We start from the raw sequence: 21,467 nt of genomic DNA on the forward strand, positions 1-21,467 counted from the left end.
TTTAAAAATGATGCACTTTCTTTTGCTTTCTCAATCCATTAGACTCATAGACAACACCCAAAACATACTAAGATTAGTAGTGTAAACCAAGGCATTGGTTTACACTACTATTTTTTTATAGTAGAAGTGAAGAATAGGTCGCTTTGATATTGGGATTTTAAATCCGTACCCAAAACAGATCTTCTTCACTTACCTTATTTGAATCAGTTTAGTATGTGGATCCTTGAGATCGTGTATAAGAAATGGGAATCGATAAGAGTAAGATGAGGACTTCAATTCTACATAAGGAGGCAAAATATGCAACATGTAATTGCGTTTGATGTTAGTATGGGAAAGAGTTATATGGTTATTTATAATGCTCAAAAACAATGTATTTTTGAAAGTGAAATCAATCATTCTAAGCCCGATTTTGAAGAACTACGAAAACGAATAGATCAACTTATGAATGAAAATAAAAAATCACCTCATATTGTGTTCGAAGCAACTGGTGTCTATTCGAGACAACTAGAGCGTTTTATGCAAGATAACAAGTTTGAATACTTTCTGTTGAATCCTTTAGAAGCGAAATTACAATGCGATTCCTTACGGATTCATAAAACCGATAGAAGCGACGCGCATCAATTAGCTCTCACACATTTCACGGCTTCCCGGAGGGAAAAGACAGGCACAGATAACTTATTTTATCAATTAAAATCACTCTCAAGGTTTTATAGTGAACTGGATGACGAATTATCTTTGATTCGTAGCCGGATGCATAAAGTCATTCAGTTGACATTTCCGGAATTGGAACAGATTTTCACAACTAAGTCAGATTTATTTTTAAACTTTGTTCAATTATTCCCTCACCCAGATTTTGTTCAAAATCTTTCCAAAACGGTCATGAAGAATCAGATTCGCAAGAATACCAATAAAAACATCTCAATCAGCATAGCAGAAAAGAAAGCTATGGAAGTACTTGAGGCTGCCAGGTATTCTTATCCAGCCGTACGTCAGGATGACGTTTTATGTGAACAACTCAAATCGTACGCGAAACGCTATCAGGAGCTCCTTTATCAAAAAGAACAGTGTATCACGAAGATGGTACGATTAGCTGAAAGTCGCACAGAATATCCAATTATTCTTAGTTTTCCGGGAATAGGTCCCAATACGGCTATACGTTTGTTAGCTGAAATCGGGGATATTACTCGCTTCGAAAATAACAAACAACTTAATGCATTTGCAGGTATTGATATACGCCGTTTTCAATCAGGAAAAACTTTTTTCAAAGATAAGATCAATAAACGTGGAAATAAGCATCTGCGTAAGCTTCTTTTTCTCATTATCCAGAACATGATAAAGCTACGTCGTTACGGACAGAACCACATTGTTGAGTATTATGATAAATTAAAAACGCAACCTTATAACAAATGTCATAAAGTTGCGTCAATCGCATGTGTAAATAAGTTATTGAAGCTCCTCTTCTACCTTATTACACATAACATACACTATGATTATCGGTTAACCGCCTGAAATCATAGTCTCATTCATCATACTATATTTATTCCCCCTAGTAAAAAAACGAATACATATTAGGGGTATTTAGTTTGCATTAAATTTAACATATATGATATAGGCTTTGCGATATTTAATTGATTAAAAATCTAAAAATAAGGATTGACTAATCGTAAGAAATATCAAAGACTGTTTTCTTCTCATATCGATGAGATTTCCGTCCATTCTTCTGTAGGAGGTGGAACATGCGGATTTCTTGGGTGTTTTGTTGGTCTTCGTCATGCTTCACGAACCTTGAAAGGCATTGAAACCGTTCACGCTTTATATAAACAAAACCGAAATCTGAACCCTGATTTCGGTTTTTCGGCGTATGATCAATTGCGAAATTTATTTGCAATTACATAAAATAAAGAGCTTTTGGATGATTTCCTCTATTCTTTAATAAACTTTGCAACAGAACCCTACATGGAATATTACAACTTAATGTATATTCGTATTGAGTTATTAGGAACATCTAATGTTGTTTCACAAGTGAAAGGAAATTGAAAAAAAACTGAAACTTTTCTCATTAAAATTCAATCTTACTTAAAAAATGAAAGGAAATTGAAATTTTCCAAAAGAAATTCTTTGTTAAAATAAAAAGCATAAATACAAAAAAATATTGACAAATGGAGAAAAATGTATTTTTAAAGATATAGTGGAGGGAAAAATGAGATTAGAAAAACAATTAATAAAAAAGATATATTATGAAACATTCCTAATGGAGAATGAAACACATCCACCTCTTCAAGTACTTGGAGGAGCTTATTTAAACGAACAAAAAAATGAGATTTCCGATGGATCTTATATTCGTTTTGCACAAGGTGAATTTTATTATCACCATCAAGATTTTGAAACAGCTATTTTTAAATGGGAGAAAGTCAGTAATGAATTAGCACCATGGGCACAAAAAAATATTGCGGATGCTTACTTCGAACTTAACCAATTATCAGTTGCTGAAAATGTTTATACCTCCATTACTACTGATAACAAAATACTTATGACCGAAATTGTACTGCAATTACTGTCTCTTTACATCGAGCAAAATAATCTTGATTCAGCTTTCGCTGTTATTAAAGAAGCGGTTTCTTTAAATCCCGATTATCCAAACGTCACAACAATTGCACGTTCCTTTTATGAAGAACAGCAAGATTTTGACAGTGCAGTAGAGCTTGCTGTGAATGAGTTAATTCGAACAGAATCTTTTCCATGGTTTGAGGTTCTAAAAGAATATATCGATAAAGGATTTACTAAAAATATTTCACCAGACTATTTTTATAAAGTATTAGTTACATTAAATAATGTAGATCAAGTACAATTTACGCAAATTGTTTCATCACTTTGGCACAGCTATAAAAATGAACAAAATTACTTATTATGGCTTAAAACAATAAATGAATTTTTCTTACATATCGAAATACATTCGTCCGATATATGGGACAAAATTTCTTCTCTTTACGAAGAAACGTACTTTGAATTAATTCAAGGTCAATATACGCTAAGACAATTACACGATATCATTCCAAATCTTTTAACAAATTGGTTAAAGGTAGCCAATCCGTCTCATTCTGTATTTCCATCTGCAGCAGTATTGGCATGGGATGAGATTTTCCCTTCCAAAATAGATTCAGCAAATATAAAACATGCGGAAAACCTACTGTCATATTCTATTAATCATGTGAATGGCTTAGAGTATAGTTTACATCTTTTTGAATCTATTACACAGTGGGCACAAAAACATGATTTAGAAATGGGTCATCGATTTAGATGGTTAGTTGGCGAGCTTGCAGATTTAAGAACAAATCGCCTTTTAGTAACTGGAACTTCAGGAAACGGAAAAGCTTCATTTATTAACTCTATACTAGGAGAAAATATATTAGAAAACTCAATCTCAAATGTAGTTGTCTTTAAAAATGACGCTCATACAGAAATTAACGCTATAACAGATTCAACAATTACAACAACTGAGAATTTCTCTGATTTCCATAACATGATGTCTCTATACCGCCAAACATATAGAGATAGAGCATGTGTTGAATTTAAATTACCATACAGATTTTTAAGTAAAAATAAACTTACATTCGTTGTTACACCTAGCTTTAATAGGAACAACGACACTAGAGATGAGACATTCGAATATTTAAATTCTGTAGACGAATTATTATTCGTATTGAATGCGGATTCACCTTTTACTGACAAAGAACGTGACATTCTATTAAGTATTCAAGAACATACACCAAATCTACAAATTCATTTCTTATTAAATAAAATCGATAACATTTACAGTGAAGCAGAAGCAAAAAGAGTTATACATGATACGCAAGCGAGAATAAACGCATATTTCCCGCATGCGAGAATTTTCCCTTACTCTTCGTTATATACAAATAGTCAACAACTAAACGATTTAACTGAGTTTATTCATTTTAACTTTAACCATAAAAATATCGATGCAGAACGTACTGAAAAGCTATTGTTTTTCATTCGAAAAACAATTACATATCTTTTGGATAAACGCGTCGAGATGGAAAACAACCTAGTGGATTCTATTAATTGGAATGAAGATATGCTAGTTAAACTAAATGGTTTTATTAATAACCTTACTGCTTTTGAGAAGGAAAAAATTCATTTAATTACAGAATCATATCGTACAATGAAAAACGAAATTACTAATGATCTTACAGAACATATTCCGAAACTATTGCAGAGTTGTTCTGATTTAATTAGCGAAGAAAGCGATTTTGGGCACATTGATATTGAACTAAATACAGCGATGAACGAAAGAGTTCAAAAATATCTAGAACAAACTGTGTTACCTAATCTTGCTCGCTCTATGCAAAATTGGATTGCAATTTCTAATAACGAATTCCTTCAAAGTCAATCGTACTTAGAAGAAATCAGTGAAGGACTTAATTCTTTATGTGGAGAAAATCGAATACAGTTAGAATGTGACTTTAAAGTGCTTGATGACTGGCGCAGAGATACTGATAGAATGACAACTAGAATACAAATGGAAGAAGTAAATATCTTACGCCGATTTACACCAGCACAATTTTTATTGAAAAGTGCCGGGAAATTATTTGGAGTTCTTCCTAAAAATAAAGCTATGCTATATAACAAATACAAACAGTATTTAGAAAATGAAGATTATACCGATGTAACGGCTTCTATTATAAACAAATTTTTCTTGCAATTTGAGCTATTTGAAAACGCACTAGAGCGGGATATTAATATGTTCTTTAAAAATCCATTTGGCGCGTTGAAACAAGCTATAGAAAACACTCATTTAGAAATACAAGAAAAACAAGATACACTGCATAAAATGAGATCAAATCCTGAAGTTTATCATGATTCTATAACGCTCTTTAAATTAAGATTACGTCAATGTGAAGTAATCTTAAATATAGGTGAGGATAATTCCTATACAGATTTAACTTTAGAAACAAGCATAGAGTAACCGTAAAGTAACTCCAAAATATACAATAAAAGTTGATTTTGGAGTTACTTTTTTGTTTACTTCACTTTTTTCCCCTTCTGTGAATCAGGTAAAGCCTTTAAGGCTTCATCAAACTTCCGTCTGGCATGCGCCCAACAATCACACTTACTTGTATTTCATTTCAAATGCCTCTTTCTTTCCACCCCATTCAATTGTGACAAGAAATGCTTCTTCCTTATCCTGTACTGCACAACCTGAACATGATGATTTCAATTGAATTATGCCTCTATCAATAAATCCCGTTCCTTCTTGTTTGCCACTACTATTCTCAACTTTCCATTTTGCTTCATTGATGTTTTCCCTATCTTTTCCTTTATAAGTAATTGAACCTTCTCCAAATTCGCTATCATCCGTTTGTGAGATAACATATTTTCCTTTCTAATGCTTACTTTCTCCAGCATATGAATATGCGATCACACCCAATTAACGCAAAAAAACATATCATTATACTAAACAGCATTATGATTTCCCTCATACCTTCCACCTTTTTAAATTTTATTAGAAAATCATATCTCCATAAATCCGTATGAAAAAAAGGTGTAGTTATATTATGTTTTATTTCCATAAAATGAGTACATTATAAAAATTCAGGAAATGTTTTACACCTTTTCTCTTGTTCCATATCATGCCCAAAGAAAACGATAGGTTTTTCATCCAAAACAATTTCTTTTAATCGGTTAATAGATTGGGAGGCCATTTCTGAATCAAATCCTGCGAACGGGACACCCTGCTCAAAGTTTTCCTGTGTGTAAGATGCATCAATTGTTAATAAAACAGAACCTGACTTTTCCGTTTTAACGAGTATTGATTGATGACCCGGGGAATGCCCTGGTGTATAGAGCAACTGAACACCAGGCATTACTTCATAATCTCCCTCAATCATTTGATAGTTCAAATCTGGTAATATGCATTCCTTTAAATATTCTTCTCTATGTAAAGCTGCATCATGTTCAGTTCGTTGCACAATAATGGGTGCATGGCTGAAGCTCCCATTCCCCCCAGCATGGTCAAAATGCAAATGAGAGCTAATAACACAGAGAAGATCTTCTGGCGCATAACCCACTCGTTTTAAAATATTTACGATTCTATCATCCGGTTTCATTTTCGGAAGAATCTGCCCTTCAACAAACGTTCCCTTAAAAAGATCTTCATTATCTACTGCGCTTTCTGGCATCCCTGTATCTATTAAAATTGGACCTTCTGTCGTTTCCAAAAGATAGCACCATACTGGCAAATTCAACAGTTTACCAGGAGTAAGCGTACTATTAACAGAAGAATGATCCAACATACAGCGGCCAGCTGGTAAAAAGCAAAGTTTTTTAACGGTCATTCTATATCCACCTTCTCATATCAGTTTGGATGAAACAATACAGTAATACTTCCGCTAATAGCAAACTTTCTCCTTCTATCTCTTTTTTCACTATAAACTTTTCTTTACATGTTCACTTATCCATCTCCGCATCATCTGTAATTCTTCATTTGAAGCAGTTCCTTCCCCATATCTTACTTTCTCATAAACTGGAATAATATCATCGCTTTTGCGAATACGGGAAAACCATTGTTGAACCGTTTCTTGAAACCTTCTCTTTTCAAATTTCGGTAAAGTTAGTTCCCATTTGATTAGCATTGCTCGCACTTCTTCTGCTGGAAGGATTAAGCTGTCTTGATCCTCTGGTTCTGCATCGGTCCCAATTTTTCGTATTTCTTTTTGTTTCAAAGATATATTATGAATCTGCTGCTTCTTATTCCGCATACGACGAAAGATGAAAAATACGATTAATATTACTAAGAAAAGGATGCCAATTTGTATAAATATATTTTCAGTGCTAACTCCTAGAAACTCTTCGCCGCCAATTGGCACCTTTCTATCTCGAGGAATTCCTTTGAAATCCCCTTTCTTATAATATCCATCTTTATTAAAATCTGGTGGATCTTCAATTTCATATAATACTCCTGAATCCTCCCCTGGTTCCATCGGCGTTCCTTCTCCTATGGATTTCCATTTTCTTGGTGTTAGCGGTTCACCACCCTCTCCTACCTTTGATTGAGAAGAATCTATTACCTGTTCCTTTGCGAAAAAAGCGCCTTTCGTTATTCCAATCGCTAATATAAAGCAAAGACCAATAGCAAGGAAACAAAATATAACACATGATCCCCATTTCACTTTATTCACCGTTCCTCCCTTTACTTCACAATTTGTATCCACTCTTTTTGTTTTTCAGGTGGATATCCAATAATTAATGGGATACACCCTGCTTCTTGTCTTCGGAATCCTGTTTGATAAAAGAAATGTGTATTCAGCGGCGTATCCTTTTCGGTTAACGAGGATAAAAGATCCATTGCTTTATAAAGTTGTTTTCGATGTTTTCCCCCCTTTAAATGAATGACACCTTGTTCCCGTACTCCATTTATCCATAATTCGAACGAGCAGTCTTGTGAAATTAACTCCCGGCATACCCCCGCCGCGACTTGAATTAAATATTCCATATCCGTACGAAGCGTATATCCTGTTTTCCCTAATACATTTACATATAGCGCATAACGATCGCCTTGTGTATATTCATACTTTTTTGCACTTATTACCCCAGTTTTCGCAGTCGCTCCCCAATGGATCGAGCGAAACGATTCCCCCTCATATTCTTTCACGCCTACTATTTTCGTTTCATCATATAACGGAGAAACAGCTGCTCTGCGAAATCCATGCTTCCATGTTGTCATTTCCGGTATCGTTACTTTCGACATTTGCGGAAGAATATGAAATTCAGGGAGTGTCTTTTGTTCAATAGGCAAGTAATACGTTATAAGGCCGAATGGATCTGATATCATAAGTTCTGCAGCTTGCCATCCTTGCCTCCCTCTTTCATTTGCATTCCCCCCTAACGTAATTGTTATCATATCTCTTCCTTCTATTTGGAGAGGAATGTGATAAGAGTGATGCGAACGCTGCATCTTCTGATCCGTTTCCCACTCTATTTGTTCATTAGAACGAAACTGAAGAGCTGCTTTAAAAATGGGAAAACGTGCTTCATTTATAATTTGCACTGTACACGCTCCGCTTTCGCTCATAAATAGTCTCTGTTGATTTTGGGAAATATCCCATTTCACTTTCATGACTGCCTTCATATACAAATACAAAAATCCAACTAGCAGCAAATAAAATAAAAAGATAGCTACAATGAAAAATTGATTGGTAAATACGACGAGTATAAGACAAATAACACCGATTCCCCCTATAGAGAGAGGTTCCATTAACGGATGTTTCCTTTTTATAATTTCATTCATACGCTTTCCACTGGCACTGCAAGTTTTTCTAAAATTCCTTGCAGTACATCTACTTTTGTTGTTTTCATATCCCCTTCAATTGTTAATGTTAACCGGTGGGCACAAACCGGAGCTGCCAAAGCTTTCAAATCATCAGGAGTTACATAGTCCCGCCCCTTTAATAACGCCCTTGCCTGCGCCGCTCTCATAAAAGCTAAAGACCCACGCGGACTTACCCCAATTTCTACTAAATCATGCTTTCGCGTCGCTTCTACAATATCAAGCAAGTATTCTTCCACCTCATCGTGCATATGAATCTTTTTCGATTGCTCTTGCAACTCCAATATGTCAGAGAGAGTTACAACACTTTGCAGGTCGTTAAATGGATTTTTTTCTTTAAACCGTTTCAACATTTCCTTTTCATATTTACGATTTGGGTACCCTTGGCGAATCGTTAATAGAAAACGATCTAACTGCGCATCTGGAAGTGCAAATGTTCCTGCCGATTCTAACGGATTTTGTGTAGCTAACACAATAAACGGATCTGGTAATACATGCGTTACTCCCGCGATTGTTACCGTACGCTCCTCCATTACCTCTAACAACGCTGATTGTGTCCGTGGAACGGCCCGATTAATTTCATCTACTAATACAAGATTCGCAAAAATAGGCCCCTTTCTCGTTTTAAAATCACTTTCTTTCATATCAAAGTATTCTAATCCTACTACATCACCTGGCAACGTATCCGATGTAAATTGAATACGCTGAAAAGCCCCATCAATACTTTTCGCAAGAGTTTTGGCTAATGTTGTTTTCCCTGTTCCTGGCACGTCTTCTAATAAAACATGTCCATTTGCAACTAGCGCAATCATCGCTAAATCGATTACCTCTTCCTTTCCTACAATGACCTTCGAAACATTTTCTTTAATTTTCTCTAATATAGACATACTTCTTATCCACCTTTATTTTTTGACTTTTCTGATATTTTAACACGATAATCTTTTTCTATAAACTGGAAAACGAGAGTTTTCTTCAAAAGAACTGCAGCATAAACTCTACCGAATGAATGGTAAGTGTCATGAATATAACCAAAGAAGCAAAGGACTAAAACTTCTCAATGCTATAAAAATACTACATCTATTTACAACACGATAACTTGCTATCATATAAGAGTATACAAATAAAAAACAAATGGTATAGACAACTCACTAAACAAGAAAAGATGCCTAAATTAGACATCTTTTCATTTAGATACTAGATTATCAAGCTTCCAATGGATATCTCCAAATGGATCAAGCTTACTATCCATATATAGATACATATTATTGAAATCTTTTGGTGGATTTTCCGTCTTAAATGAAACGTCAAAAGTTAAAGAGTAGCCAACTGGCACACTTTTGAATTTCTCTTCGTATATAGGCATAACTTGACCTTCATATTTTTTTCCCGTCTTTTCATCTTTAACAAAATACTGTATTTCTGAAAGATCAATTGCTTTTTCATCGGCCCGAGCATTATTGATCGTAACACGAGCTACAATGCGCCCTATTCCATCTACTTTTTCATATTTTGCATTTTCAACTGTTGCTCTGTAGTATCCACCTTTTGCAATTTCTCCATATCGTAGTGCATCCTTCTCCATTCTGTTCTCTTCAGACACTTTTTCTGATTTCTTTGATTGAGTAGTTACTTCTTGCTTTGTTGTAGTTTGTTCACTACAAGCTGCCATTAAGCTTGTAAGTAAAAATGCTGTACATGTTACTTTTATTAAAGATTTCATAGAACTCCCTTTCTCTATCCAAAAAATTAAAATACAGGAATAATTTTACTTTAAAAGATAGATAGAAAGGAAGACTTATTAGGAAATTTGTTTTTATTCCTAGAACGCTGATTATGTCAATGAAAATTCCCTTAAGTACTTCTAAAGGGGCTTTTAAATGGTTTGCGATACTTTTTTATAAACGGTATGACTTTATGTCAAATTCACATAGTAAGCTTCTTATCTAGGTTTCCCTCCTTTAGAAGCTTCCCATGAAATTGATTAATACATAAAAAATTGACCGCCCATTATAGGCGGTTTAATTTTACAGATTTATTCCATTATCCCCTCTAACTTCGCATCCTTCTACATACTTGTAATGCCAAGCATCTTGAATAGATAAGACCGGAAATTCCTCCAAAGGCTTTGTAAATCGAAGAAGGCGAACAGAAGCAAAAAAATAAGAATAAACCTTAGGGCAAGCCTTGTTTATTTAAACGTAATTATAAACGTATTGACCTCAGTATTCTGTACTTCATCCCGGGATGAGCGGTAAAAACAACGGCTAGGACAGAGAACACTTATCTATAATTTAGCAGAACAAAAAAGGGCTGCAATACCAGCGTTCATAACACTGATATGCATCCCCTAGCAGCATAGTACTTACTTCTTTTCACACTTAAGCCTGATAACTTTAAATTTACGTATGATGGTAAACATATTTTACTTTATAACATTTCGATTCACCTTAAATCCCCAATTTAATACAGCAATATAAAAATAGGTACTAATCTATAGTTCCCCTCTTGAAACATTATTAACTTTGTTATTCCGAAAATCCATTAACAAAAAAAGTGATGGTCTCAATTTCATCTTCAGTTAAACTTCTCTGTAAAGACTTAGACATTTCTTTAACTATTGCCTCTGAGCTTCCTTCATACTTTTTTGTAAGCAATGCTGTAGTTTTTAAGAATTTAAGTTCTAATTGAAACTCTTCTTTAGTTAATGGAGCTTCATGATGGGATAAAACAAAAATTTCCGCATCGTATTTCTCAATTTGTTCAATTAACTGGAGCGTATTCTCTATCGTATAACTCCACTTCTTTGAGTAGAGATTTGCATACATACAATCTCCTAGAAAAAGAACTTTTTCTTCCTGAATATAAATGACAGTAGAATCATCAGCGTGATCTCCACCTACATGTTCAATTGCACACGTCACCCCACCTAGATTCAAAGTCATTTTCTTATCGAATGTAATATCAGGTAATGGGAGGATAATCTCCCTCTGATTTCCTAGCTCTTTCTTTATTGCATCCGCACAAAATGGAATTTCTAGCCCCTCTTTAACACGTTGGTCTAAATATTTATCTTCCCACGATAAATTCTGTAACTGTTTAATTTTGTTATAAGTTTTATAATGAGAAATAATTGGCATTTGCATCTCATGCATTCCAAATATATGATCCCAGTCGGAATGTGTAAGTATAAGCCATTCTCCTTTAATATCATATGTATCTAATTGTTCCAAAAATAATCTAGCATGTTTCGAAGAATTTCCAGCATCAATTAATAGTGTCTTTTCTTCTCCTTTAACAGCAGCTAGAATAGGACGATCTGTTTCTTGATACGGTGGTAAGTATAAAACTCGATTAGATATTCTCTTTAGTTTCTGCAATTTTTTGTTCCCCTTGCTGATTTTTTTATTATGCCTTTTTATAGATAAAATAGTTGCATTCTCTATAATGTCTTAATTACGAACAAGCTCTTCACTTAAAGAACAAATATAATTTTACATACAGAGGTAGATAGAAAGAAAGACTTTTTAGGGAATTTGTTTTATTCCTAGAACGCTGATTATGTGAATGGAAAGCTCCCTCTGTACTTCTGAAGGAACTTTGAAAGGTTTTGTGATACTTTGATTTTATGTTAGCAAAATATAGTCTTTATTTTGCATATCCTTTATACGTTTTTTATCAACATATAATCTCCTTCCCCCATTTTTATTCTGCATCTATATCAACTAAAAAAGTTCCCCTCACTAGAAATTCAAAAAGATATTAAAATTTCTTGTTTTACTATAAAAAACGAATTCATCGAGAATTAATTCCTTGCAGTCGTTTGTTACACATCGGCACGATGTATAACTTGAAAAACGTCAATATACCTGTTTTTCAATTTACCCTATATGATATTTTTATACAAGCTGTTACATAGATGAAGAGTCACATTATTACCAATTACCGGAAATGGAATATCATAATTAAATGAACATACAAATGATATTACCGATTTATTTTCTTTTTTCGTTTTCTTCTCGTTGTCTTCTTCTATAAAGAAATTATTGTTTAACCCTTTAAATGCCACTATTCTCATTCTAATTATCTCGTAAAAAATATGTTCTGTTTAATAAGTAACGATACAGTTTTCAATAAACCTCAATATTCCGACAATAATGTAGATACAATAATCTTTCTCCTCCCCCTCAGAGATGAGCAGTTAGCTATTGCTAGCTGCCCTTTTTAATTCATGTAATTTCTTCTCAATTTTCTCAATTCGTTTATCTCTAATTTAAACATTATCTCTTAAAAATTCATTTTCTTCTTTTTAAGAAAATTTTTTCTAAATATTTACCACCACTAACATCTGAAGGTATTTGTAAAATAAAAACGAATTCCTATATTTGCAAGATATAAAAATTTCAGGAGGATGTTAAAATGGAAAAAACAATGATGGCAGGAACAACAAACATGATGATATCTATGGAAAAGATGATGTGTGAAATGAAATGTATGAAAATGATGATGAACAATATGATGCAAATAGATGTAGAAATGGATAAAGCTATGATGAATAAAATGCAAGAATGTGATGCAATGATGAATTCTACTATGTCTATGATGAAAGCAATGAAAGAGAAATGTTGTTAATAAACAAAATTGTTTAAATGCGTATATAAGAAAGGCTGGTCTTTTACCAGCCTTTCTTTAACTAACTTTAGGTAAGAAGTTCCCATCCTATTTTACATACAACCTACATTTCAGATATGTTTCTTGCAAAATACATTCATGTATAGGAATTGCATTGCATCCTTTAGGCATATCAATCATTTCGCAACATTTAAATTTCCTTCTGTTTCATCAGTTGAAGGAACTGTCCAATTTGTGTTTGCTAGCTTGATGGTGATGTGGAACAATCAATTTAAGATTGAGTAAAAAAGAAGGAATTCCTGTCTTTCCTCCTGAAGAGAAATATCGTCATGTGATTACTTCTAATAATCAGGTACCCAAATAGTTATTTAAAAAAATCTACTTCAAGAAGGAGTTGACCGTAAAAGAATTGTGAGCTAATCCAGTTTAGATTGGCACATTTCGAAAAGAAGTTTGTAGAGAAGGACACTATTGATGACGAGTATGCTCAAAACTTGTTCGATCGGATGAATGTTCTTTGTAGCATGATCCATTTTGGAATTGTCCAGTAAAGAGGATGTATAAGCCATTTCACTCACCAGTTATAATGAAAGGAGCAAACGAATGAAAAAAATTACTCTTGGCGATTTAAACTCACCGGAAACTATGCGCGATCCCATTGTGTACTATAAACCTTTCTTCGAACAACAAGAGCCCCTCTTTCGTCTGGATGACTTTTACGGTATGGGAGGAGCATGGATCGCATTACGCTATGACGATGTTGTTACCATATTGAAAGATCCGCGTTTTCTCAAAGATTTACGAAAATTCGAACCGCCCCAAGATAAACAGGAATTCATTGAGGAAAATACATCTGTGAGCAAGCTGTTTGAATGGATGATGAATATGCCGAATATGCTTACGGTCGATCCGCCTGATCATACCCGCTTACGCCGGTTGGTCTCTAAAGCCTTTACTCCGCGTATAATCGAGAATCTTCATCCCCGTATTCAGCAGATTGCCGACGAATTGTTGGATGCTGTGAAGGAAAAAGGAAAAATGGATATTATTGCAGATTTTGCCTACCCTCTGCCCATTATTGTTATTTCAGAGATGCTTGGAATCCCCGTTACTGATCGAAACCAATTTCGTGACTGGACACATAAGCTCATGAACGCTGCTATGGATCCTCGTCAGGGGGCTGCAGTTACTGCAACACTCGAAAAGTTTATTCATTACATCGAAACATTACTGGCGGAAAAGCGCGTAAATCCTAGCGATGATCTGATGAGCGCTCTGGTCCAAGCACAAGAGAAAGAAGACAAGTTGAGTAAGAACGAGCTTCTTTCGACGATTTGGCTTCTCATTATTGCTGGACATGAGACAACAGTTAATCTCATCGGTAATGGCGTACTGGCGTTACTGCAACATCCCGAACAAATGGATCTGCTACGGGACAATCCTTCCATGCTTTCCTCTGCTGTCGACGAGCTGTTGCGCTATGCTGGCCCGATCATGATTGGTAACCGTTTTGCAGGTGAAGATATCACAATGCATGGAAAAATAATCCACAAAGGCGAAATGGTACTGTTTTCCCTAGCAGCTGCCAACATTGATCCGCAAAAATTCTCTAATCCCGAAGCATTAGATATTACACGTGAGGAAAATGATCATCTAGCTTTCGGCAATGGTATCCATCGCTGTTTGGGTGCTCCATTGGCACGCTTGGAAGGACAGATTGCATTTGGCACATTGCTGCAACGTCTACCTAATCTGCGCCTAGCAACTAAACCCGAACAACTGGTTTATAATTATAGTAAGTTCCGTTCTCTTGCAACTCTACCAGTAGTTTTCTAACCCTTTTCTGCCCATAATGACCAAAATCACTTGAAAAATAGGCTTCGGCTTCGGCTTCGGCTTCGCCTAACAAAATTTCATCACCTACTTTCATTGGGCTATCACGCCTTCACGTTTAGAAGTGGGTGATGAATTTCGGAAAAATGTTAAAGTTACCAAAACCAGAAGATTAAAAAAACTGAATTATACCTCCTAAAGAGTCCAAGGCTTTCCCCTATTACGTTAAAGTACAATAAGGAAATTCCTTCTCTGTCATTTATAGAGTACCTTCCTAGTTTACAGTGTATATTGCTTTTTAATATTCTCTGATATTGATTGCAAAATGTTGTTTAAATCTTACATCAATAGCCCTTTTCTCTTTCGTACACTGAATATAGAGTGTACGAAAGAGAAAAGACTCGTTCCACAAACTCCATATTAACATCAAACACGTATCCTTCATTATAAGAAAGACTTAATTCAACTGTATTTTCATAAATTGACATAATCATTATTAATTTAAATCCTAAGTGATCCATTTTATGATCCAGATACACGCCTGCACCTTCAATCAAAAAGTCTTCTGGTTCACTTTCGAATTGCTCTAATAGTTCGGATTCATCACTTTTAAATACGATTCTGACAATCTCTCTTTGTTCACATAAAGTTCGATTATTTTATATAATCGAATACCCTATAATTATGATAAAATAATTTTAAACCTGTTATACCAAGACTCCTGGAAAACTAGGAGTCTTGGTTATGTAACTACCATGATTTGAAAATACAATAGAAATTTACGAATCAAAAACCAACATTACAGAGTTTGCATCAGGAGGTATATAATGAAAAAATTATATTATGCATCGTTCGTATATTTAGTTATCGGTTTATTATCTGGTGTATTCGCTAGAGAATATGCAAAATCAAAGGGCATTCTAGGGTCCACTCTGCTGAACCTTTTACACACACATACGCTCGTACTTGGATTTTTATTTTTCCTAATTGCCCTAGCATTAGCAAAATCATTTGCATTTCATAAAGTGAAGGGTTTTAATATGTGGTTCATCGTCCATAATATTGGATTAATTTTAACCCTTTCTTCACTGGCAACTCGTGGACTTCTTCAGCTAAATGGAGCTGATTTCAAAGGATTAGCTTATATAGTCGGAATCTCTCATTCTATCATCGGCCTTACCCTTATTTGGTTTATGATGCTATTAAAAAAATCATATAAAATGTAGTGTGTAATAAAGCTTCAGCAAAAACAAAAAAGAATCTCATATTACTTATGAGACTCTTTTTTCTACATTAAACAGATTCTATAACCTTAGCATTATAAATAAACATTCGACTTAATATCGTCATCACAATTACAAGGATAAGAAAATATAGAGGCATAACAAGCAAAGAACCTGTATGCAATTGACTCATTCCCCAAATCGTAACGGTAATGATGATATAAAATCTCAGATATTTAGAGCTTTATTTCGCTACGGAACTGGAGGGGCCATGATAGAAATACGGTCATAATACATCCAAAAGAACACCTCAATTGCTTCATGTTAATACCTATAGGAGGGTATGAATTAACATTTATTTTTCATTACTTCTCTTTACAAAGATTAACATATATTATATGTTTCATTTTCCTATATTACAAAGTTAAAGAACAACATATTCCGTCTCAATACATAGATTGATAAAATTGCTTCCCCCCCCTCATCATAGGCATAAATTCCTGTACCCGCTAATTTTAACTGTCCTTCTTCTGTACTAATCTTAGTAACATCCTTCTTTTTATGATCATAAACACTCTCGCTGGCTAACTCCAGTTTGCCTACATCAGAACGGATTTTAGTCATTCCTACTCTCCCCCCTCATTAAATTTATTTTTATAATCTAAATACTCCTTTTTTCCATCTTTATCATTATCTTGTTTATGCGCAAAGCCAACAGTGTAACTATCTTCAAATGATAACAACTGATTCTGAACTTTCTTTTTATAATTGATATCCAAACTCATATCTACAATTTCATTAGGTTCATTAGGCGAATCTAGCTGTATTTCTAGTTCTGCTGATATAAATTCATCATAATCCAAGTGCAGTTTCGGTTTTACAATTTTATCAAATTGTTGTTTATTAAACTTAAATCTAACCAGTACAGGCTCATCCCCCCTCTTCTTGTATCTTCAGGTGTAACTTTCGCAAGCCCTTTTAAATCTGTGAAAAAGAAAGTAACTAAAGATGCGTCTACATTAGGTGTAGAAAACTGAATGTTTTTATTTGTATAACTTATATTTGTTGCGTATATTCTTTCTTTTTGTTCATTTGTTACATTACTTATATCTTTTCCAGAGTAATGTAATGTGTACGTACTCTTAGACTGTGATGTTACACCATAAAATGAATGATCCTTTATCGAAAAAGTTCCTTTCATGCCTTGACCTATTCTCACTTCATCACTCTTCTCCTCCACCTTCGGATACTCTAGAATTCTATAAGCATTCACTGACACATAAGCATACCCATCATCACTTGCAGCCATGACAGTCTTCATATCACCTTCATCCAGTGCTTTGACAATATCCTTATACGCAACTTTACATCCTGTAAGTGTTAAACATGTTCCTAGTAATACACTTATGAAACCCATTTTTACTCTTTTTTTCATACAGTCACCTCGTTCGTTACTCTTGGCATTTTCAATTTGATTATGTTTCCTTTTACTCTGCGACATAAAAGTCCCAACTTGATGAACGCGCGACACAAATAATTAAGGATTATTGAAAATTTTTTAAAAGTATCCTTTCAAAAAATCCCTTTGTATCATCATGATTTAAAACCCCCAATAAATTAGGTGTTTCAAAGAATTCCACATGACTTATTTCATTATCTTTTGGATGTAAATCTGTTCTATCACCTATATATTCTACATAAAACATAGTGGTTTCTTGTTTTTCATATCCGAGATTCGATTGGATTTCTTTAGGGAAAACAAAACAAATCTTGTCTTTGAATTGTTTAATAACCCTAAACTCTTTGGAACCAGTTTCCTCTTCAAGTTCTCTCAAAATAGCACTTGCTAAGTCATCATCTGAATGTTTTACTCCTCCTTTTGGAAAGTCCCATTCACCCTTTGACATAGTATGTTCTTCTGCTATATCGCTAATTTTCACCTTATGTACCAATAAAAACTCATTATGTTGGAATACGATTGCACCTACAGCTTGCCTAATCATTCTACTGCACCCCATGAAAATTTATTCTTACTAAGTAATTGTTATTATTCATATTTTTTTCATGAGAGACATAATCCATTCTAACTCATGTTCAATCCGTGATTTACTATATTGCACCACTTCAGAAGGAAAAGGAGATACTACATTTAATGATTTTATAGATATTAGTTGCTTATTTAAGATATCACAACGTATTGTTAATATTTCTTTTCTAGCTTCATAATCAAGTTTCTCAAATAAAGAAATACGTACAAGAAATTCTGCATTATTAGCAGCAATTTTTTCAGGAAATTCTCGGATCATTTCATATAAAAGTTCTTCTCCTATAAGAGTTATCTCATAGATGTTACGATTTGGTTTCCCTATTTGTTGATGGACTTTTTTTGTTATACCACCCATATCTTCAAAGCGACGGAGGGCGGGATAAAGCATGTTATGATTTAATTCGAAATTTTCTCCCAGACGATTTTGAATATTTTTCTTGATTTCATATCCGTATTTTGGTCCAGATGTTAGTTCAGCTAGTAATAGAATATCAACATACATATAAATCCCCCTATTATTTCTCAAGTTTACATTTAGAAAATTATAACCTAACATAAGTTAAAATAACATATGTTAGGTTATACATTGCTGTAAGGTTGACCTCATAATTGTATTGTAAAAGAAACGGGAGGAAGAGGCTATGAAATCACCTGAAAATGTAATTTTAATTAATGAAATTTCCAAACTGAAAACAAAAGAGGAGCTTTGGAATCCGTATGCTTGGTATCAGTATATGAGAGAGAATCATCCTGTTTTTTACGATACCGAGCAGGATGTTTGGAATGTATTTTTGTATGAACATGCCAAACGTGTGCTGTTTGATCATCAATTATTTTCCAACAAAAAAGAACGAAGCTTTATTCCTATTTCTAAAATCATGGATAATAGAAGTAACGTAAATTTCTGCGATCCGCCACAACACCGAAATCGACGCGCTCTGTTAGCAAAAGCATTCACCCCGCGCTCTCTTGAAAGCTGGGAACCGCGAATTCAAGCCATTGTTGATGAATTGCTCATAGAGATGGAAGGACAATCAGCTGTAGATATTATACAGAAGCTGGCGATTCCACTTCCGGTAATTGTTATCGCCGAGCTTCTTGGTGTTCCTTCTAAAGATCGGGCGATGATTAAATCTTGGTCAGACATCCTCTTCTTCCCGTATGAGAAAGAAACTTACAGCGACATTGTCACCAAAAAAGAGGAAGCTATGAAGGAGTTTTACGACTGCTTGTATCCAATTGTGCTGGAGAAACGGAAGCATCCTGCTGATGATATTATCTCCGACTTGACTAAAGCCGAGCTCGAGGGTGAAAGATTGACAGATGAAGAGGTTGTTATATCCGCCATTGGACTACTCGGTGCGGGGAATGAAACGACAACGACACTAATTTCTAACATATTTTATTCTATGCTGTTTGACAAACCAGGTGTTTATCAGGAATTGCGAGCTGACTTCTCATTGGTTCCCAAGTTGATTGAGGAAGTGCTCCGTTTTCGCTTTCCGTCTACCAATGATCGTAAGGTAGTGCAAGATACGACAGTTTTTGGGCACGAAATGAAACAGGGACAAATGGTTATGGTCTGGACCGGCGCTGCCAACCGAGATGAATCTCAATTTACCAATGCGGAAGAGTTCGATATCCATCGCCTAGAGAACCAATCCCATCTCGCCTTTGGATCTGGTCCACATTTCTGTTTGGGCGCCCCGCTCGCTCGAATGGAAGCGCGCATCGCTTTAACTTCATTTGTGAAACGGTTCGCTAATATCCGTCAAGTTGAGGGGTTTGATGTTATTCATCATTTAACGGATTCAGCGATGGGACAGGCTTTAAAGAGCTTACCTATTGTAATTGATCATAATAGATTGTGAAATTTAATAGCCTCCAGTTTTTGAGGCTATTGTTTATATTTCTGATATGTATAAAAAAGAAAGGATATTCGCCTCTATATTGAACGAATCATCCTTTCTTCTCTAATGACTCAAAACGATAAAAATGAACTTCGTTGCTATAAAAGGCAAATTTTTTTTATTTTGGGGGTTATCTATTTTCTTAGCTTGATAGCGATGTGGCTGAACCCCTATGTAGTTCAATAAATTATAAATGAATTTGAAATATAAATAGAGTTCTATATTAATAGGACTCTATTCCTCATTCTTTACCATACAAATTTTTCAATATATTTATATCTACAGCTGATGATTTTTCAAATTTTTTGAAGTACTCCCAAAATGAAATTTTCATCCAGTTATTTATGTGATTTCAATTTCCATCTAACATTCTTGATTTTAAATATTCAGCTTCATTAACCAATAATTAGATGCACTCTCAAAGTAAATATCGACAAGTGAAACCTCTGGATTAATAATATATTGAGAGTACGGTGTAGGTTTGGAAGAAAAATTGCTTAAAATGTGCCTTACTTTTATAAAATATACAAAATAATTTTTTTATTCTACACTTCGTTAGTCAGAAAGCTCTAAACGTATTCCCTTTACCTGAGTTAACTTGAATAAACCGAACAATAGGTACGGTCAAATCGTCCTGCAATTAAATCTTCCTCACGAATAAAGAAGTGCAACACCCCTGCATCCCACCAGCAGAAGCCCACGTCATCATCGCTTTCCAACTCCAACAACATCTGCATATTCACCACTTCCTGCTTCGCTTTCGTCATGTCGCTATCGAAATGTGCTGCGATTTCTTCCAATGCTTTATCCGCACTACACCCATATTCTTTACCAGTCAATATTATCAGTGCTGCTTCATATTCCGAATTATCATGCTGTTCTGTTGGATAACCAAACACTTGAATAATATCGCCATCTTTTCATCTCTAATCTCATAAAATAAATCATCATAATCAGCGAAGGTTACTTTATCATTCTCTATTTGGTCGTTATCAACGTATGCATATCCTGGTGGCTCCAATGATGATCGCGCCTTCAAATCATAGCCAATATAAGTACTTTCCAAAGCAGTCTCACTTGGTGATTCACGACGGACAGCCGATAGCATCTCTACTTCATCAAACCATATAACTCGATGTTCAACATTGTAAGCCGGCTCATCGATTCCGAGGAAAAAGACAACATTCCTGTCTTTGGCAATAATTCATTCATATCATATTTCGTTATATCACTCATATTTAATTGAACTAAAAAGGTCATTGGTGTCCCATTTGATGTAAGCGGCCATGCAAATTGTGGAGGAAGATCCGGATCACCACCAACTCTCGAACTTCCTGCCTTTGTGTAATCTGTCTCGCCTGCTTTAGTACAACGAACCCCTTGCCGCAACTTCTCCACCATATAATTTACAGCATGTTCAAAATCATTATCCTTCAAATACTGCTTTAGCTTAATTACATTCTGTTCTTGTAATTTCACGC

At 34.7% G+C, this 21,467-nt stretch carries 22 protein-coding genes and 2 pseudogenes; 7 read left to right on the top strand and 17 right to left on the bottom strand.

The annotated features are described in order from the left end of the window. The first annotated feature begins 297 nt into the window (after positions 1-297). The 3 genes and pseudogenes from NSQ40_RS16835 (at position 298) to NSQ40_RS16845 (ending at position 4,984) form a co-directional block, all read left to right on the top strand. A complete protein-coding gene (locus tag NSQ40_RS16835; RefSeq protein ID WP_003203522.1) occupies positions 298-1,509 on the top strand; it encodes an IS110 family transposase in 1,212 nt (403 codons plus the stop codon). 246 nt (positions 1,510-1,755) lie between these two features. Beyond that, a pseudogene (locus tag NSQ40_RS16840) lies at positions 1,756-1,896 on the top strand (IS6 family transposase); the annotation flags it as partial. A 304-nt stretch (positions 1,897-2,200) separates the two neighbouring features. Continuing rightward, positions 2,201-4,984: a dynamin family protein gene (locus tag NSQ40_RS16845; protein WP_258248608.1), complete on the top strand. Its 2,784-nt coding sequence runs from the start codon at positions 2,201-2,203 to the stop codon at positions 4,982-4,984. A 257-nt stretch (positions 4,985-5,241) separates the two neighbouring features. Here the strand turns inward: NSQ40_RS16845 and NSQ40_RS16850 are convergent, their stop codons facing one another. The 7 genes from NSQ40_RS16850 to NSQ40_RS16880 all read right to left on the bottom strand — a co-directional run bounded on the left by NSQ40_RS16850 (position 5,242) and on the right by NSQ40_RS16880 (position 11,721). Continuing rightward, entirely contained in the window at positions 5,242-5,373 is a 132-nt protein-coding gene (locus tag NSQ40_RS16850) for a hypothetical protein (RefSeq protein WP_256388725.1), read from the bottom strand. A 227-nt stretch (positions 5,374-5,600) separates the two neighbouring features. Continuing rightward, the gene (aiiA, locus tag NSQ40_RS16855; RefSeq protein ID WP_033796294.1) at positions 5,601-6,353 is read right to left on the bottom strand and encodes a quorum-quenching N-acyl homoserine lactonase AiiA; all 753 of its coding nucleotides are present in this window, start codon (positions 6,351-6,353) and stop codon (positions 5,601-5,603) included. A 90-nt stretch (positions 6,354-6,443) separates the two neighbouring features. Further along, positions 6,444-7,196: a hypothetical protein gene (locus NSQ40_RS16860; protein ID WP_098716124.1), complete on the bottom strand. Its 753-nt coding sequence runs from the start codon at positions 7,194-7,196 to the stop codon at positions 6,444-6,446. Between the two features lie 11 nt (positions 7,197-7,207). After that, complete coding sequence (locus NSQ40_RS16865; RefSeq protein WP_033796295.1) at positions 7,208-8,305, bottom strand: DUF58 domain-containing protein; 1,098 nt, start codon at positions 8,303-8,305, stop codon at positions 7,208-7,210. Next, positions 8,302-9,231, bottom strand: a complete 930-nt coding sequence (locus tag NSQ40_RS16870; protein ID WP_003198815.1) for an AAA family ATPase — start codon at positions 9,229-9,231, stop codon at positions 8,302-8,304. The genes NSQ40_RS16865 and NSQ40_RS16870 overlap by 4 nt, the downstream gene beginning before the upstream one ends. A gap of 296 nt (positions 9,232-9,527) precedes the next feature. Next, on the bottom strand, positions 9,528-10,064 hold the full coding sequence (locus NSQ40_RS16875; RefSeq protein WP_003198818.1) for a hypothetical protein: 537 nt from the start codon (positions 10,062-10,064) through the stop codon (positions 9,528-9,530). A gap of 805 nt (positions 10,065-10,869) precedes the next feature. Beyond that, the gene (locus NSQ40_RS16880) at positions 10,870-11,721 is read right to left on the bottom strand and encodes an MBL fold metallo-hydrolase (RefSeq protein WP_003198821.1); all 852 of its coding nucleotides are present in this window, start codon (positions 11,719-11,721) and stop codon (positions 10,870-10,872) included. Positions 11,722-12,760: 1,039 nt separating this feature from the next. On the opposite strand from NSQ40_RS16880, the gene NSQ40_RS16885 reads away from it, so the two are divergent. Further along, complete coding sequence (locus tag NSQ40_RS16885) at positions 12,761-12,973, top strand: hypothetical protein (RefSeq protein WP_003198825.1); 213 nt, start codon at positions 12,761-12,763, stop codon at positions 12,971-12,973. Positions 12,974-13,576: 603 nt separating this feature from the next. Further along, positions 13,577-14,809 carry a cytochrome P450 family protein gene (locus NSQ40_RS16890; protein ID WP_003198827.1) on the top strand — a complete coding sequence of 411 codons (1,233 nt, stop codon included), beginning with the start codon at positions 13,577-13,579 and terminating at the stop codon, positions 14,807-14,809. 341 nt (positions 14,810-15,150) lie between these two features. Here the strand turns inward: NSQ40_RS16890 and NSQ40_RS16895 are convergent, their stop codons facing one another. Next, positions 15,151-15,363: a hypothetical protein gene (locus NSQ40_RS16895; RefSeq protein ID WP_033796296.1), complete on the bottom strand. Its 213-nt coding sequence runs from the start codon at positions 15,361-15,363 to the stop codon at positions 15,151-15,153. A 270-nt stretch (positions 15,364-15,633) separates the two neighbouring features. Here NSQ40_RS16895 and NSQ40_RS16900 point away from each other — a divergent pair, with 270 nt between their 5' ends. Next, positions 15,634-16,032 (top strand): DUF2871 family protein, encoded by a 399-nt coding sequence (locus tag NSQ40_RS16900; protein ID WP_003198831.1) that lies wholly within the window; start codon positions 15,634-15,636, stop codon positions 16,030-16,032. 67 nt (positions 16,033-16,099) lie between these two features. Here NSQ40_RS16900 and NSQ40_RS16905 read toward each other — a convergent pair. The 6 genes and pseudogenes from NSQ40_RS16905 to NSQ40_RS16930 all read right to left on the bottom strand — a co-directional run. Beyond that, positions 16,100-16,261 (bottom strand): annotated as a pseudogene (locus tag NSQ40_RS16905) (multidrug effflux MFS transporter); the annotation flags it as partial. A 179-nt stretch (positions 16,262-16,440) separates the two neighbouring features. Continuing rightward, positions 16,441-16,653 carry a hypothetical protein gene (locus NSQ40_RS16910; protein WP_257130697.1) on the bottom strand — a complete coding sequence of 71 codons (213 nt, stop codon included), beginning with the start codon at positions 16,651-16,653 and terminating at the stop codon, positions 16,441-16,443. Between the two features lie 2 nt (positions 16,654-16,655). Further along, entirely contained in the window at positions 16,656-16,892 is a 237-nt protein-coding gene (locus tag NSQ40_RS16915) for a hypothetical protein (protein ID WP_097787317.1), read from the bottom strand. Between the two features lie 14 nt (positions 16,893-16,906). Further along, positions 16,907-17,464, bottom strand: a complete 558-nt coding sequence (locus tag NSQ40_RS16920) for a DUF3952 domain-containing protein (RefSeq protein ID WP_003198836.1) — start codon at positions 17,462-17,464, stop codon at positions 16,907-16,909. A 109-nt stretch (positions 17,465-17,573) separates the two neighbouring features. Next, a complete protein-coding gene (locus tag NSQ40_RS16925) occupies positions 17,574-18,032 on the bottom strand; it encodes an NUDIX hydrolase (RefSeq protein WP_003198838.1) in 459 nt (152 codons plus the stop codon). A gap of 48 nt (positions 18,033-18,080) precedes the next feature. Then, positions 18,081-18,578, bottom strand: a complete 498-nt coding sequence (locus NSQ40_RS16930; protein WP_097787318.1) for a PadR family transcriptional regulator — start codon at positions 18,576-18,578, stop codon at positions 18,081-18,083. A 139-nt stretch (positions 18,579-18,717) separates the two neighbouring features. Between NSQ40_RS16930 and NSQ40_RS16935 the strand changes: the two genes are divergently transcribed. Next, a complete protein-coding gene (locus NSQ40_RS16935; RefSeq protein ID WP_097787319.1) occupies positions 18,718-19,947 on the top strand; it encodes a cytochrome P450 in 1,230 nt (409 codons plus the stop codon). Between the two features lie 632 nt (positions 19,948-20,579). On the opposite strand, the gene NSQ40_RS16940 is transcribed toward NSQ40_RS16935, so the two are convergent. The 3 genes from NSQ40_RS16940 to NSQ40_RS16950 are packed head-to-tail and all read right to left on the bottom strand — an operon-like array spanning position 20,580 to position 21,465. After that, positions 20,580-20,885, bottom strand: coding sequence for a YwqG family protein (locus tag NSQ40_RS16940; protein WP_258248609.1), 306 nt, complete (start codon positions 20,883-20,885; stop codon positions 20,580-20,582). Then, entirely contained in the window at positions 20,831-21,094 is a 264-nt protein-coding gene (locus NSQ40_RS16945; RefSeq protein ID WP_258248610.1) for a hypothetical protein, read from the bottom strand. Before NSQ40_RS16945 ends, NSQ40_RS16940 begins: the two co-directional genes overlap by 55 nt. Before the next feature lie 2 nt (positions 21,095-21,096). Then, on the bottom strand, positions 21,097-21,465 hold the full coding sequence (locus NSQ40_RS16950) for a YwqG family protein (protein WP_258248611.1): 369 nt from the start codon (positions 21,463-21,465) through the stop codon (positions 21,097-21,099). Positions 21,466-21,467: the final 2 nt, after the last annotated feature.

The sequence above is a fragment of the Bacillus sp. FSL K6-6038 genome (assembly GCF_038050455.1).
Classification (GTDB): domain Bacteria; phylum Bacillota; class Bacilli; order Bacillales; family Bacillaceae_G; genus Bacillus_A; species Bacillus_A pseudomycoides.

Excerpts from the sequence above, each read along its gene's own strand:
- NSQ40_RS16935 (WP_097787319.1), top strand. The coding sequence starts at position 18,718 with ATGAAATCACCTGAAAATGTAATTTTAATTAATGAAATTTCCAAACTG.
- NSQ40_RS16865 (WP_033796295.1), bottom strand. The coding sequence starts at position 8,305 with ATGAATGAAATTATAAAAAGGAAACATCCGTTAATGGAACCTCTCTCT.
- NSQ40_RS16875 (WP_003198818.1), bottom strand. The coding sequence starts at position 10,064 with ATGAAATCTTTAATAAAAGTAACATGTACAGCATTTTTACTTACAAGC.
- NSQ40_RS16850 (WP_256388725.1), bottom strand. The coding sequence starts at position 5,373 with ATGATAGCGAATTTGGAGAAGGTTCAATTACTTATAAAGGAAAAGATA.
- NSQ40_RS16890 (WP_003198827.1), top strand. The coding sequence starts at position 13,577 with ATGAAAAAAATTACTCTTGGCGATTTAAACTCACCGGAAACTATGCGC.
- NSQ40_RS16885 (WP_003198825.1), top strand. The coding sequence starts at position 12,761 with ATGGAAAAAACAATGATGGCAGGAACAACAAACATGATGATATCTATG.
- NSQ40_RS16925 (WP_003198838.1), bottom strand. The coding sequence starts at position 18,032 with ATGATTAGGCAAGCTGTAGGTGCAATCGTATTCCAACATAATGAGTTT.
- NSQ40_RS16845 (WP_258248608.1), top strand. The coding sequence starts at position 2,201 with ATGAGATTAGAAAAACAATTAATAAAAAAGATATATTATGAAACATTC.
- NSQ40_RS16900 (WP_003198831.1), top strand. The coding sequence starts at position 15,634 with ATGAAAAAATTATATTATGCATCGTTCGTATATTTAGTTATCGGTTTA.
- NSQ40_RS16930 (WP_097787318.1), bottom strand. The coding sequence starts at position 18,578 with ATGTATGTTGATATTCTATTACTAGCTGAACTAACATCTGGACCAAAA.
- NSQ40_RS16870 (WP_003198815.1), bottom strand. The coding sequence starts at position 9,231 with ATGTCTATATTAGAGAAAATTAAAGAAAATGTTTCGAAGGTCATTGTA.
- NSQ40_RS16945 (WP_258248610.1), bottom strand. The coding sequence starts at position 21,094 with ATGCTATCGGCTGTCCGTCGTGAATCACCAAGTGAGACTGCTTTGGAA.
- NSQ40_RS16920 (WP_003198836.1), bottom strand. The coding sequence starts at position 17,464 with ATGAAAAAAAGAGTAAAAATGGGTTTCATAAGTGTATTACTAGGAACA.
- NSQ40_RS16910 (WP_257130697.1), bottom strand. The coding sequence starts at position 16,653 with ATGACTAAAATCCGTTCTGATGTAGGCAAACTGGAGTTAGCCAGCGAG.
- aiiA (WP_033796294.1), bottom strand. The coding sequence starts at position 6,353 with ATGACCGTTAAAAAACTTTGCTTTTTACCAGCTGGCCGCTGTATGTTG.
- NSQ40_RS16835 (WP_003203522.1), top strand. The coding sequence starts at position 298 with ATGCAACATGTAATTGCGTTTGATGTTAGTATGGGAAAGAGTTATATG.